This window comes from Streptomyces sp. NPDC005181 (assembly GCF_040608395.1).
In the GTDB taxonomy this organism is placed as follows: Bacteria; Actinomycetota; Actinomycetes; order Streptomycetales; family Streptomycetaceae; genus Streptomyces.
Genome location: NZ_JBEXID010000011.1, coordinates 87,668 through 101,723, shown reverse-complemented (window position 1 = coordinate 101,723; position 14,056 = coordinate 87,668). Strand labels below are relative to the sequence as shown.

Below are 14,056 nucleotides of genomic sequence, written 5' to 3'. Positions count from 1 at the left end.
TTCGGGTCAGACCCGCTCGACCGGTTCGAGCGCCTGGGCTGGGGAGGGTGCCGGCTTGCGTTCGGCAAGCGGTACGACGGGAAGGAGGCTCTCCTCGCCCAGGAAGACTTTGCGGACGACACGCTCCGCCGCGTGACCGTCGTCGTAGTCGCAGAAGCGTCCGCGGAACTGGCTGCGGAAGGCGGCGGACCTCTCGCTGCGCCACTCGCCGGACCTGAGCGTCTCGGTGAGCTGCGCCTGGCTGGTCGCAACGGCACCGGGGGGCTCGGCCATCAGGTCGAAGTAGGTACCGCGGACCGCCTTGTAGGTGTCCCAGTCGTCGGCGAAAATCACGATCGGCCGATCAAGATTCGCATAGTCGAACATCGCTGACGAGTAGTCGGTGATCAGGGCGTCCGAGGCGAGGTAGAGGTCCTCGACGCGCTGGTGCGCCGACACATCGATGATGCGGCCGCTGGTCTGGAGCTCGGCCAGCCGGCCGTTCGGCTTGTAGAAGTAGTGGCCGCGCACCAGGAGGGTGACGTCCTCGCCCAGATCATCGGCCAGCCGTGGCAGGTCGAGTCGCGGGGAGAAGTCCTTCTGGTACTCGCGGTGGGTCGGCATGTAGAGGAAGACGCTGGAGCCGTCCTTGAGACCGAGCTCCCGGCGAACCCTTGCCACGTCCGCGGCAGTTGCGTTGATCAGGATGTCGTTGCGCGGATAGCCGGTCTCCAGTGAGGTGTACCGGCACGGATACACCCGCTCCCACACCGTGGTCGAGAACCGGTTGGCGGAGAGGCTGTAGTCCCAGCGGTCACAGCGCTTGAGCAGGTCCTCGAAGTCCATGTTGGTGGAGGCCGGGAAGTTCATCTGGTCGAGCCCCATGATCTTCAACGGGGTGCCGTGATGGGTCTGCAGATGGATCTGGCCCTCGCGCTTGACCACCGCGTTGGCGAAGTTCACGTTGTTGACCAGGTACTTGGCGCGGGCCACCGCCGCCCAGTACGAACGGGAGCCCACGACCACCACCTCGACACCCTTGGGTACCCGGCCGGCCTGGTCGGCCCTGACGGCCCAGACCCGGCGGATGTGCGGGGCCAGACGGGCCAGTTCGGTGTCGATCGCCGCGGGGTTGCACGAGTAGCCGCGGCTCCAGTAGGCGGAGAACACCGCCAGGTTGTCGTCCAGTCCCATCCTCAGCTGGGACTGGTAGAACATACCCAGGACGGCGCGCTTGGCGCGGCTGACGCGCTCGCGGTTGCGCAGGCGGGACCGGTTGCGCAGCCGACGGGCGCGGGTGGCGGCGGCCAGCGCCGGATAGGAGCCCATGCCGAGCAGTGCGTACTTGTGGCCGCGGCCGCCCGGGGGGCGTACGAATCCGTCCGGCAGTCTTCGCCTGTAGTCCGCGGACGCCCGGTGGAAGAACTCGGACCGTGCGTTGCGCGGCAGCCGGCCCGGCTTTTCCATGATGGTCAGATAGTGGTCGGCCATCTTCCGGAAGAGTGCCGGGCGCCAGTGGTCGAGTTCGGGGCGTTTGTCCAGATAGGCGAAAACGCGGTCGTACTGGTCGAAAACGTCGAAGTGCTTGCGGCTGACGGTACGGAGGATGTTGCCGCCCTCGCGTCGCTGCCGGTAGAAGACGCACGTGCGGTCGAGCACCGCCAGACGATCCGCAGCGATCAGGTTGGAGTACGTCCAGGGGGCGTCCTCGTAATAACCGGGCGGGAACTGGAAGCCGTGCCGGGTGATGAAGTCGCGTCGGTATGCCTTGTTCCATACGATCTGCAGCAGGTCCAGTAGTTCCGGCCGGTCCGCCAGGGGGAACGCCGCGGGGCCGGTCTCGGCGAGCAGGTCGGCGCGCTGGTTCGGCAGGAGCCGGCCGTCCCAGTAGGCGCGGGTGTAGTCGAAGATCAGGACGTCGGGATCGCCTGCCGTGTCGAGCCGCCGTGCGATGGCACTCAGGGAGCCGGGTGCAAGGGTGTCGTCGCTGTCCAGGAACAGCAGATAGTCACCGGTCGCCTGTTCGATGCCGGTGTTGCGGGCGCGGCCCAGGCCCACGTTCTCACTGAGGTGCAGGACGCGCACGCGGGTGTCGCGACGGGCGAACTCGTCCAGGATCTCGCCGGAACCGTCCGGTGAGCAGTCGTCGATGGCGACGACCTCGAAGTCGGTGAAGTCCTGCTGCAGTACGGAGTCGATGCACTCCCTGATGTATCCCTGCACGTTGTAGGCAGGCACGATGAGTGTCAGTCGAGGCATCCTTCACCAGTCCTGAGAGCTGTCGAGGGGTCCGTGTGGTGGCACTGATTCGTCCGCCGAACGGCGGGAGGGCGCCGGAGCACCCGGACAGCGTAATTGATCGTCATTGGCTCGCTGTGGCCCTGTGTTGACCCGGACTTCACCTGGAGGTGTCCGTCCCGGCAGCTCCCCCGCGAGGGGGCATATTGAACGATAGTGCTGATTGACCCTATTTGCTCGACTCCGTATTTCCCGCACGTAGAGTGAAGCCGACGGTATGACCTCGTACAGGGAGACGCGCAAATGGCCTGGATGGTTACAGGTGGGGCGGGATACATTGGCGCGCACGTCGTGCGTGCGATGCTCGCGGTCGGTCAGCCGGTCGTCGTGTATGACGACCTGTCGACGGGAAGCGCCGAGAAGGTGCCCGCCGGGGTGCCCCTGGTGATCGGCAGCGTGCTCGACCGGCAGCAGCTCGACGCGGCGATCCGTGACCACGGTGTGACAGGCGTGGTGCACGTCGCAGCCAAGAAGCAGGTGGGCGAGTCCGTCGAACGGCCGCTCCACTACTACCGGGAGAACGTGACCGGGCTGGAGACACTTCTGGAGAGCATGGTCGAGGCGGGCGTCGACCGGCTCGTGTTCTCCTCGTCGGCCGCCGTCTACGGCATGCCGGACGTGGATCTCGTCACGGAGGACACCCCGTGTCTGCCGATGAGCCCGTACGGCGAGACGAAGCTCGTCGGCGAATGGCTGATCCATGCAGCCGCTCGTGCCCACGGACTGCGCTGCGCCTCGCTGCGTTACTTCAATGTCGCGGGTGCCGCCTCCCCCGAACTCGCCGACGCGGGAGTCTTCAATCTCATCCCGATGGTCTTCGAGCGGCTGGAGGCGGGCGAAGGCCCGCGGATCTTCGGCGACGACTACGAGACGCCCGACGGCACGTGCATCCGTGACTACATCCATGTGGAGGACATAGCCTCCGCGCACCTTGCGGCCGCGCGCCGGCTCGACGAGGCCGCGAGCGGTACCGACCTCACGCTCAATATCGGCCGCGGTGAGGGCAGCTCCGTGAAGGAGATGGTCGACCGGATCCTCAAGGTGACCGGCCGGGGCGAGCTCACCCCGGAGGTGACGGCCCGCCGTCCCGGCGACCCGGCGCGCGTGGTCGCCGGGGCCGACCGGATCCGGATGGAGCTGGGCTGGTCCGCCAAGTACGGGGTGGACGAGATGATCGATTCCGCGTGGCAGGGCTGGCTCCACCACCACCCGTAACGAATAGCAACGGCGAAGGGGCCCGCATACCTGCGGGCCCCTTCGCCGTTGTGCCGTTGTGCCGAACCGGACGCCTAGGCCTCGGGTGCCGCATTCAGCAGGGGCTTCGAATCCACCAGGGACTTCGAAGCCTCTCCCGCCACTGCCGTCTGCGTTCCCTCGGCCACGGCTCCGCGCGGTGCCGGAATCATGGACAGCAGCCGCTGCGCCATGCGCGCACGGTGACCGTCCGCCGCCGCGCAAAGACTGCGTGCCGCCTCGTTGAAGCGCTCCAGCGACGGCGGATCCGAGGGGCCGAGCAGATGAAGCTTCAGCTCGGCACGGCTCCGGGCCAGCGCGTCGTGCTCCGGATTGCGCACGGAGTGGAGCAACGCCGCCACACCCTCGGCGTCCGGGGTGAGTATCGTCGCCGCGCGGACCGTCGGGAACGCCTCACGGAAGGCGTCCTCCGGCAGATCGCTGGTGTTCGCGACGGCGTACGGCTTCTCGCCCGCCAGATAGTCGGTGACCACGCTCGACACATCGCTGATCAGCAGATCTGCCTGGTTGAAGCAGGCATACAGAGCGGGCTGCGGGGCCGTGATGATCTGGTGCTCCCAGTCGGGCAGGGATTCCCAGTAGGCCTCTTCCCAGGCGGTCGTGGCCGAGGCGACCGCTTCGGCGCGGCCCGCAACCGGTGCGTTCTGGGCCAGCATCCGCTCCGCGTCGTCCGAACCCTTCCGGAAGGAGGAGGCGGTGATCCTGTCCAGCTCGGTGGTCCGCAGGGCCAGCGCGGCTGCGGCCTCGGGGCCGGGCCGGGGGCCGGTGCGCCGACGGTTGGCCTCGCGGATCATCTCCTGCATGCGCTCGTTCGCGGCTCCCGCACGCGGATCGACCGAACCCGTCATCGGATGCGGCTTGTAGAGAAGCCGCACCCCGGGATCGGCGAGTAGCGCCCGGACGATGTTCTCGCCGGCCAGGATCACCGATGTGTTGCCGGGGTTGCCGTCCCAGCCCTCCCAGGTCGGGGCGTAGAGCACGGTGGTGTACGGGCCGGTGGGCGGGCCCGCGTACGGGGCGATCGACGCCAGCTGGGGACGGCCGATCTCCACCACGTCGCGGTCGTCGATACCGACCTCGGCCTGGGCGTAGCGCTCCCGTGCGGCCGGTCCCGCGACCCAGACCTCGTCGTACGCCTTCGCATAGGGATTGCAGCTGGAGAGCTTGTCGCTCTCACCGTGGTTGACGAAGGCGTGCTTGATCGTCGGGATGCGCAGGATCTGCGAGGTCTTGCCCGAGTTCGCCGGGTGGATCAGCATCTTGAGGGTCGAGTGCTCAAGGCGCATCAGGTGGGCGACCTTGGGGATGCACACGATGGGGATGTCCGTCGCGGCGATCTTCTGCATCATGAAGCGCTCGCGCAACACGATGAGCGGGCGGCCGTCGGTCCGGGCCAGTGTGTCGAGCCACATATTGGCCTGGTACGCGGACGAGGAGCCGCCCGAGAAGTACATGCCGACGGTCGGCTGGTACTCGGCGAGCCAGGCGTCGAACCAGTCGAGCACCTCTTCCTGCGAGGCGGGACGGCGGCGGGCCAGCCGCCAGAGCAGCACGGCCAGTCCGGCGCAGACGAGGAGGACCGAAAGCCCGATGCCGGCCGCGGCGAACTCCGGCTCGTCGGCCGCCGCCGTCACCAGCAGGCCCGCGGTCGCGGGCAGACCGAACAGCAGCAGCCGCGGTCCGGGCCCGCCCACCAGCAGGGCAGGGGCCGCCGGGGTGATCCGCAGGGCGGAGGCGTCGATGTTGCGCGTGAGCAGGGGCATGGTGCGGCTGGTGCGCACAAGTATCGCTGCGGCGTGGCCGGCGAAGTGGAGCGCGTAGAAGAGGAGCAGGCCGCAGAGGAGGGGGAGGTAGGCCGTCTCCTGCTGCTGGCTGTCCAGCTCGAGCACGCCCACGACGAGCAGGAGGTCGCGCAGCACCTGCCGGACCGTGACATCGGCCCTGACCTTGGTGAACTGCGAATTCAAGCCTGGCTGCCAGCGGTGCAGGGCCGCTTCTGTCGCGAGACCGGTTGCCGTGGCTGCGATGAGCAGCGGGACGTTCGGTAGGAGCGCGGCGGTGGCCTGGGCGACGAACGACGCGGCCAGCACGAAGATCAGGAAGGGCTTCGCGGCAGGCCGCACTGTGAGGGGAAGAGGTTGCACTCGGGGGACTCCAAGCAGCTCGAGCTCGCGCAGGGCGCGGTTGCGGCCGGATGGCACGGTGATCGGGCCGGCTGGTACGCCAGGGCCGGGGCCCCGGAAGTGGGTGTGATGCGCCCCCACCGTAGAGAAGGCACGTCATCCGCTTGTGTGGCTCAGGTGAGGGCTATGTAACAATATGCAGCTTCGTACAACCATTCTAGATGATGAACGTGCGGCTGTGCACACCCCGTCAGCCGGCTGTGTGCGGACAGTCGCAGGCCGGTCCGTGCCGATGGAGCGTGGACCTGGGCGTAGGGGTCCCCCCAGGTGGCCTCATATGTGCGGAAACGCAATCGGTGCGGAAGGTAATTCCCACAATCCTCTGTCGCGGTGGAAGAAGTGTGCGACACAGGAAAATGTTTCCTGGTGTCAATCGGGCGCATCTCGATTCCATGGACCCATTCGCGGCAGATCGGACAATGAATCTCGGTAAAATCGCCCCGAAGGTCGCAGCCGCGACATGACCGGAATCTCACCATCGGGCAGGCAAAATGAAAGCTCTCGTACTTTCCGGTGGGGCCGGCACCCGGCTCCGTCCCATTACGCACACCTCTGCCAAACAGCTGGTCCCGGTCGCGAACAAGCCGGTGCTGTTCTACGGCCTGGAAGCCATCGCGGAAGCGGGCATCACCGAGGTCGGCATCATTGTGGGCGACACCGCCGCAGAGATCCGCGCGGCCGTCGGCGACGGTTCCCGGTTCGGCATCGAGGTCACGTACATCCCGCAGGACGAGCCCCTCGGGCTCGCGCACGCGGTGCTGATCGCCCGGCGCTTCCTGGAGGACGACGACTTCGTCATGTACCTCGGCGACAACTTCATCGTGGGCGGGATCGCCGCCCTGGTCGAGGAGTTCCGCGCCGACCGACCCGATGCGCAGATCCTGCTGACCCGGGTGCCCGACCCGAGCGCCTTCGGTGTCGCCGAACTCGACGGCGACGGCCGGGTGGCCGCGCTGGAGGAGAAGCCGAAGGAGCCGAAGAGCGATCTGGCGCTCGTCGGTGTCTACCTCTTCACCCCTGCCGTCCATGAGGCCGTGCGCTCCATCACACCCTCTTGGCGGGGCGAGTTGGAGATCACGCACGCCATCCAGTGGCTGATCGACCAGCGGCGCGACGTCCGCTCCACCACGATCCGCGGGTACTGGAAGGACACCGGCAATGTCACCGACATGCTGGAGGTCAACCGGACGGTGCTGGAGACCGTCGAGCGCTCTGTCGAGGGCGCCGACGTCGACGACGAAAGCGAGATCATCGGCCGGGTCCGGATCGAGGCGGGCGCCAAGGTCAGCGGCAGCCGGATCGTCGGCCCCGCGATCATCGGCTCCCGCTCGGTGATCAGTGGCTCGTATGTCGGTCCGTTCACCTCGGTCTCCGAGGACTGCCGGATCGAGGACAGCGAGATCGAGTACTCGATCGTCCTGCGGGGCGCCTCGATCGACGGTGTCCGACGCGTCGAGGCGTCACTCATCGGCCATGACGTCGAAGTGACCCCCGCTCCCCGCTCCCCGTCCGCCCACCGACTCGTGCTCGGCGACCACAGCAAGGTGCAGATCTCCTCATGACCACTCGCATCCTGGTGACCGGCGGGGCCGGCTTCATCGGCTCGCACTACGTCCGTACGGTGCTCGGTCCGCAGGGGCCCGGACACGTTGCCGTCACTGTGCTCGACAAGCTCACCTACGCGGGCAACCCCGCCAACCTCGACGAGGTCCGCGACCATCCCGGCTTCGCCTTCGTGCAGGGCGACATCTGCGACGCGGAGCTGGTCGCCAAGCTGATGTCCGAGCACGACCAGGTCGTGCACTTCGCCGCCGAGTCCCATGTGGACCGCTCCATCGACGACGGCGCCGAGTTCGTCCGCACGAATGTGATGGGCACCCACACCCTGGTCCACGCCGCGCATCTGGCGGGCATCGAGACCTTCGTGCACATCTCCACCGACGAGGTCTACGGTTCGGTCGACGAGGGTTCCTGGCCCGAGACCGACCCGCTGGCACCCAACTCGCCGTACTCCGCGGCCAAGGCGTCCAGCGACCTGATCGCCCTCTCGTACCACCGCACCCACGGCCTCGACGTGCGCGTGACCCGCTGCTCGAACAACTACGGGCACCACCACTTCCCCGAGAAGGTCATCCCGCTGTTCGTCACGAACCTGCTGGACGGCAAGCCGGTCCCGCTGTACGGCGACGGCGCCAACGTCCGCGACTGGCTGCACATCGACGACCATGTGCAGGGCATCGAACTGGTCCGTACAAAGGGCCGCGCCGGTGAGGTCTACAACATCGGCGGCGGCACCGAACTCTCCAACAAGGAGCTCACCGGTCTGCTGCTGGACGCCTGCGGCGCCGACTGGGAGACCGGCGTCATCCATGTCGAGGACCGCAAGGGTCACGACCGCCGCTACTCCGTCGACTGTACGAAGATCCGCAATGAGCTCGGCTACGAACCCCGCAAGGACTTCCGTACCGGTCTCGCCGAGACCGTGCAGTGGTACCGCGACAACCGCGCCTGGTGGGAGCCGCTGAAGGACAGGGCCGCACTGTGAGCCCCGTCTGGCTGGTCACCGGAGCCGCCGGGATGCTCGGCCGGGACGTCCTGGCCCGGCTCGCCGGAGAGTCCGTCACCGCGGTCGCCGCGAACCGCGTGGCCCTCGACATCGCCGACCCCACCGCGGTGCACGCCGCCTTCGATTTCCACCGTCCCGCCGTCGTGGTGAACTGCGCCGCCTGGACCGCCGTCGACGACGCCGAGTCCCAGGAGGAGGCGGCGCTGCGGGTCAACGGCACGGGTCCCGAGGTCCTCGCCGCGGCCTGCCGTGCGCACGGCGCCGTGCTCCTCCAGGTCTCCACCGACTACGTCTTCGCCGGGGACGCCGAGAAGCCGTACCCGGAGGACGCCGCCGCCGGCCCGCGCAGCGCCTATGGCCGGACCAAGCTGGCCGGGGAACGCGCGGTGCTGGACACCCTCCCGGACGCCGGTTACGTCGTCCGTACCGCCTGGCTGTACGGCGCGGACGGCCCCAACTTCGTCCGTACGATGATCAAACTGGAGGGCGTCAAGGACGCCCTCGAGGTGGTCGACGACCAGCGCGGGCAGCCCACGTGGACTGCCGATCTGGCCGACCTGCTCGTCCGGCTCGGACGGGCCGCCCTGGCGGGCACCGTCCCCGCGGGCATCTACCACGGCACCAGCGGCGGGGAGACGACCTGGTTCGGCCTCACCCGGGAGATCTTCCGGCTGCTCGGGGCCGACCCGGCGCGCGTCCGCCCCACCACCAGCGACGCCTTCGTCCGGCCGGCTCCACGGCCCGCGTTCAGCGTGCTCGGTCACGACGGCTGGGCGGCGGCCGGGATGGAACCGATCCGCGACTGGCGGGCGGCGCTGGAAGAAGCCTTCCCGGCCCTGCTCGCAGCGGAACGGTGCGGCGCGCAGCGATGACCCCGACTTGCACTCCGCTGAATTCCACCGGGAGTCGCCCGCACTTCCCGCACTGTCCCGGTCGGTTCAGCCCCGGGCGCGCAGCTCCGCGTAGTACGTCTGACAGGCCTCGTACGACGGCAGCAGCCCCTGTGCCTCGGCCTCGGCCAGCGAGGGTGCGGCGGCATCCTTGCCGGAGAGCAGCGGTGTGATGCCCTCGGGCCATTCGATGCCCAGTTCGGGGTCGAGCGGATTGATGCCGCGTTCACGACCGGGCGCGTAGCCCTCGGAACAGAGATAGACGACCGCTGTGTCGTCGGTCAGCGCCATGAAGGAGTGGCCGAGCCCCTCGGCGACGTAGACGGCGTGATGAACCACGTCATCGAGGCGTACGGCTTCCCACTGCTTGTAGGTGGGGGAGCCCACCCGGATGTCCACGATGACGTCGAGCACCACGCCCCGTACACATGTGACGTACTTGGCCTGGCTCGGCGGCACGTCGGCGAAGTGGATGCCGCGCAGGGTTCCCCGGCTGGAGACCGAGAAGTTGGCCTGCGCCAGCTGCAGACCGTGTCCGGCGGCGTCGTTGAGGTCGGACCTCTTGAACCACTCGTGGAAGCTGCCGCGACTGTCCGGGAAGAGCTTGGGCTCATGCACCCAGGCCCCGGGGAAGGAGAGCTGCCGCATGCGATCACATCCTTGTTGTAGCGCTTGAGGCAGATCGGAATGGGGACAGCCAATTTAACGGGAATTGTCGCCGCCCATGGCTCCGGTGAATGAGATGTCCCGAAGGTTAATTGGACTGGCGCTCAATGATGGAGACCGCCCATAGCGGTGCGGAATATGTAAGTCATTTGATGTGACTTTCGCTTTCATGTCACCCACTGGCTGTGCGGCCATTACTCCGCGGCCGGAGGATGAAAAGCGGGAGTCCGATTATCGGGAACGTCTGTTCGGTCCGACGGTCCACCCCGCTCGCGTACCCTGACGGCCAGGCAGACGCAGCCGATGACGAAGAAGACGACGAGGGCAGGAACGTGCACGTGGCAGGGGCAAGGCAGGGCGTGACCGAAGCGCGCAGGATCGTGATCAAGGTCGGTTCCTCGTCCCTCACCACCGCGGCCGGCGGCCTCGACGCCGACCGGGTCGACGCGCTCGTCGATGTCCTCGCCAAGGTCAGGAGCGGCGGGGAGAAGGAGATCGTCCTCGTCTCCTCCGGAGCCATCGCCGCCGGACTCGCCCCGCTCGGCCTGCACCGCAGGCCCCGGGACCTCGCCAGGCAGCAGGCCGCGGCCAGCGTCGGCCAGGGGCTGCTCGTCGCCCGCTACACCGCCTCCTTCGCACGCTACGGCGTACGTGTCGGCCAGGTGCTGCTCACCAGCAACGACACCAGCCGCCGCGCCCACTACCGCAACGCCTACCGCACCCTCGACCAGCTCCTGGAGATGGGCGCGCTCCCGATCGTCAACGAGAACGACACCGTCGCCACCGACGAGATCCGGTTCGGCGACAACGACCGGCTCGCCGCGCTCGTCGCCCATCTCGTCCGCGCCGATCTGCTGGTCCTCCTCTCCGATGTGGACGGCCTCTACGACGGCGACCCCAGCACCCCGGGCACCTCGCGCATCGCCGAGGTGAGCGGCCCGGCCGATCTGGCCGGGGTCACCATCGGCAGCGCGGGAAAGGCGGGCGTCGGCACCGGCGGCATGGTCACCAAGGTCGAAGCCGCCCGGATCGCCACGGCTGCCGGGGTGCCCGTCGTCCTGACCTCCGCGAGCCGCGTGGCCGACGCCCTCGCCGGCCGCGACACCGGTACGTACTTCCACCGCACCGGACGCCGCTCGGCGGACCGGCTGCTCTGGCTGGCCCACGCCTCCACTCCGCAGGGATCGCTGACCCTGGACGACGGGGCCGTACGGGCCGTCGTCGAGCGCCACAGTTCGCTGCTGCCGGCCGGGATCGCCGCGGTCGAGGGCGAGTTCACCGCGGGGGACCCGGTGGAACTGCGCGACCTCCAGGGCCGCCCCGTGGCCCGCGGACTCGTCAACTTCGATGCGAAGGAGATTCCGCAGCTGCTCGGGCGATCCACCCGTGATCTGGCGCGCGAGCTCGGCCCGGAGTACGAACGCGAGGTCGTACACAGGGACGATCTGGTCCTCCTGCACCACTGACCGGCCCCCTGAAACGGCTGAAAGTCCGGACTTCGGGCAGAGACCTTCATGAAAACCGCCCCACGCCAGGCCCCGGGCTGGTCAACTTTGTAGCGGGGACACAGCGGGGTACAGCACAGCAACGCATTCACAGGAGGCCGCCGGTGAGACGAGCGCGCCCGGGGGCGCCGCCCCGAGGAACGGGTGGCCGCGCCCTGACCAGCGTCGGAGCAGGTGTCGGCTTCGACGAGGTCCGGTCCGTCGACCGGACGTCCGACGGGACCACCGACCCCGAGCCGGTGGTGGCGAAGGAGGAACGCACCCGGTCGAAGCTGTGGCACATCACGCTCAGCGTCTCGGGTACCGAGACACCGCTGAAGGAGGTCAGACGCGGTCTCGAACAGCTCGCCAACGACCATCCCTTCCTGCTGACCAGCCGGTACGCCAACGACCACGCGGAGATCCGCTACTGGGAAGAGGCACGGGACCTGCACGACGCGGCGGCGGTCGCACTGCGGCTGTGGGGCGAGCACCGCTCCAGTGCCAAGCTGCCGCCCTGGGAGATCGTCGGCCTGGAGGTCATCGACCGGGAGACGTACCACCTGCGCATCGCCGAGGGATATGGACCGCCACCGGCGGCACCGGTCGGCGTGCACCCGTACTGACCGGTCGGCTCCGGTTGGGACGGCCGTCTCGCATCACGGGATACGTGAGGGATGCCCGCAGTGTGCGCACTACCCTGCGGGCATGACCACGCTTTCGCCGTACGACAACATGTCCCCGGTCGCCCAGGCCGCCTACCGGGCCCGCTCCGCCGCCGCCGACATCGCGCCACTGCCGCGCGCGGCGAAGGACGACGCGCTGCTGGCGATCGCGGACGCGCTGGAGGTGCGGACGGCTGAGATCGTCGCGGCCAACGCCGAGGACGTCGCCCGCGCCCGCGCGGCAGGGACCAGCGAATCGATCGTCGACCGGCTCACCCTCACCCCCGAGCGGATCCGGGCCATCGCCGCCGATGTGCGGGACGTGGCGGCGCTGCCCGACCCGGTCGGCGAAGTGGTGCGCGGCTCGACCCTGCCCAACGGCATCGACCTGCGCCAGGTCCGGGTGCCGCTCGGCGTGGTCGGGATCATCTACGAGGCCCGGCCCAATGTCACGGTGGACGCCGCCGCGCTCTGCCTGAAGTCGGGCAATGCCGTTCTGCTGCGCGGCTCGTCCTCCGCGTACGCCTCCAACACCGCACTCGTCCGGGTGCTGCGCGACGCGGTCGGCGGCTCCGGCCTGCCGGCCGACGCGGTGCAGCTGGTGCCGGGCGAGAACCGCGACTCGGTACGGGAACTGATGCGGGCCCGCGGCCTCGTCGACGTGCTCATCCCGCGCGGCGGCGCCTCCCTGATCCGCACGGTCGTCGAGGAATCCACCGTTCCGGTCATCGAGACCGGTACCGGCAACTGCCATGTCTACGTGGACGCGCAGACCGACCTCGGCATGGCCGTCGACATCCTCATCAACTCCAAGGCCCAGCGGCCGAGCGTCTGCAACGCCGCCGAGACGCTGCTGGTCCACAAGGACATCGCCGCGGAGTTCCTGCCCCGGGCGCTGGACGCGCTGGCCGACGCCGGGGTGACGGTGCACGGCGACGAGCGGGTACTGGAGTACGCCGAGGGGTCCAAGGCCACCGTCGTGGCGGCGACGCCGGAGGACTGGGAGACCGAGTACCTCTCGTACGACATCGCGGCCGCCGTCGTCGAATCGCTGGACGCGGCCGTCGCCCACATCCGGCTCTGGTCCTCCGGCCACACCGAGGCGATCGTCACCACGTCGCAGGCTGCCGCCCGCCGGTTCACTCAACTGGTGGATTCCACGACGGTCGCCGTGAACGCGTCCACCCGCTTCACCGACGGGGGGCAGTTCGGGTTCGGCGCGGAGATCGGAATCTCCACCCAGAAGCTGCACGCCAGGGGCCCGATGGGCCTGCCGGAGCTGACCTCGACGAAGTACATCGTGACCGGGGACGGTCACGTACGGTGATCTTCGGCCCTCGGTGAGTTTGTAGTCTCCCTGCCCAAAACGACCCACCGGGGCTACGCTGAAGCTGTGCCGGACGACGTGGGGGGCAGGCCGTTTCCGGACGGCTGGGAGCCCGACGACGACCGCGGGGGCGCGGACGAGGACTTCGCCTCCGTGGTGTTCGACGAGGACTTTGTCCGGGCTGCCGAGTTCCATGAAGCCACCGCGGTCGAGCGGCTGTTGGCGGCTGCCCAGGCGCGCGCCGAGGCCGAGGCGGCCCGGGCCCGCGCCGGCGGTGGCGCCGCCGACGACGAACTGTACGACGACGGATACGGTCCGGGCGGCGCATACGGCCGCGGGAGCCCCTACGGCGACCCGCTGGACCCCGACGGGCTCGACGACTACGACAACGGCCCGTACGGGCGCCACGGCGGCTCCCTGCGCCCGTACCGGGGTGCCGCCCGGTGGCACCGCCCGGTGGCCTGGCTGCTCGCGCTGCTGATGGGCATCGGCATGGTCGCGCTGGCCTTCAGCGCCGTCTACCGGGGTGCCTCCGCCAACCGTCAGGACCAGATCCCCTCACCCGCCACGACCGGCGTGGACAGCGCACCCGGATCCGGTGTCGCCCCATCCGCTTCCGCCGAGTACTTCCGCCCCGCGGTCTCTGCGGTCCCACGCACACCCTGATACGCGGTCGCCCTGGCGTGTGCGCACTCGGACCGAGTTCGCACACGCCAGAGCGTTTACGTTCGCGGCAATCGACCT

The 14,056-nt window shown here is 68.8% G+C and carries 11 protein-coding genes; 8 read left to right on the top strand and 3 right to left on the bottom strand.

Annotated elements, in window-relative coordinates; translation table 11 throughout:
• Nucleotides 1-6 precede the first annotated feature (6 nt).
• Nucleotides 7-2,238: a CDP-glycerol glycerophosphotransferase family protein gene (locus ABZV38_RS10830; protein WP_356326441.1), complete on the bottom strand. Its 2,232-nt coding sequence runs from the start codon at nt 2,236-2,238 to the stop codon at nt 7-9.
• A gap of 282 nt (nt 2,239-2,520) precedes the next feature.
• Here ABZV38_RS10830 and galE point away from each other — a divergent pair, with 282 nt between their 5' ends.
• Complete coding sequence (gene galE / locus ABZV38_RS10825; RefSeq protein ID WP_356326440.1) at nt 2,521-3,492, top strand: UDP-glucose 4-epimerase GalE; 972 nt, start codon at nt 2,521-2,523, stop codon at nt 3,490-3,492.
• 74 nt (nt 3,493-3,566) lie between these two features.
• Here the strand turns inward: galE and ABZV38_RS10820 are convergent, their stop codons facing one another.
• Nucleotides 3,567-5,675 (bottom strand): hypothetical protein, encoded by a 2,109-nt coding sequence (locus ABZV38_RS10820; RefSeq protein WP_356326439.1) that lies wholly within the window; start codon nt 5,673-5,675, stop codon nt 3,567-3,569.
• A gap of 530 nt (nt 5,676-6,205) precedes the next feature.
• Here ABZV38_RS10820 and ABZV38_RS10815 point away from each other — a divergent pair.
• The 3 genes from ABZV38_RS10815 to rfbD are packed head-to-tail and all read left to right on the top strand — an operon-like array spanning nt 6,206 to nt 9,152.
• Complete coding sequence (locus ABZV38_RS10815) at nt 6,206-7,276, top strand: glucose-1-phosphate thymidylyltransferase (RefSeq protein ID WP_356326438.1); 1,071 nt, start codon at nt 6,206-6,208, stop codon at nt 7,274-7,276.
• On the top strand, nt 7,273-8,259 hold the full coding sequence (gene rfbB, locus ABZV38_RS10810) for a dTDP-glucose 4,6-dehydratase (RefSeq protein ID WP_356326436.1): 987 nt from the start codon (nt 7,273-7,275) through the stop codon (nt 8,257-8,259). The genes ABZV38_RS10815 and rfbB overlap by 4 nt, the downstream gene beginning before the upstream one ends.
• Complete coding sequence (rfbD, locus tag ABZV38_RS10805) at nt 8,256-9,152, top strand: dTDP-4-dehydrorhamnose reductase (protein WP_356326435.1); 897 nt, start codon at nt 8,256-8,258, stop codon at nt 9,150-9,152. Before rfbB ends, rfbD begins: the two co-directional genes overlap by 4 nt.
• A gap of 66 nt (nt 9,153-9,218) precedes the next feature.
• Here rfbD and rfbC read toward each other — a convergent pair whose 3' ends face one another.
• Nucleotides 9,219-9,818: a dTDP-4-dehydrorhamnose 3,5-epimerase gene (rfbC, locus tag ABZV38_RS10800; protein WP_356326434.1), complete on the bottom strand. Its 600-nt coding sequence runs from the start codon at nt 9,816-9,818 to the stop codon at nt 9,219-9,221.
• Nucleotides 9,819-10,195: 377 nt separating this feature from the next.
• Between rfbC and proB the strand changes: the two genes are divergently transcribed.
• The 4 genes from proB to ABZV38_RS10780 all read left to right on the top strand — a co-directional run bounded on the left by proB (nt 10,196) and on the right by ABZV38_RS10780 (nt 13,978).
• A complete protein-coding gene (gene proB, locus ABZV38_RS10795; RefSeq protein ID WP_356326472.1) occupies nt 10,196-11,302 on the top strand; it encodes a glutamate 5-kinase in 1,107 nt (368 codons plus the stop codon).
• A gap of 143 nt (nt 11,303-11,445) precedes the next feature.
• A complete protein-coding gene (locus tag ABZV38_RS10790; protein ID WP_356326433.1) occupies nt 11,446-11,946 on the top strand; it encodes a hypothetical protein in 501 nt (166 codons plus the stop codon).
• Nucleotides 11,947-12,028: 82 nt separating this feature from the next.
• On the top strand, nt 12,029-13,312 hold the full coding sequence (locus ABZV38_RS10785) for a glutamate-5-semialdehyde dehydrogenase (protein WP_356326432.1): 1,284 nt from the start codon (nt 12,029-12,031) through the stop codon (nt 13,310-13,312).
• Nucleotides 13,313-13,378: 66 nt separating this feature from the next.
• Nucleotides 13,379-13,978, top strand: a complete 600-nt coding sequence (locus tag ABZV38_RS10780) for a hypothetical protein (protein ID WP_356326431.1) — start codon at nt 13,379-13,381, stop codon at nt 13,976-13,978.
• Nucleotides 13,979-14,056 lie beyond the last annotated feature (78 nt).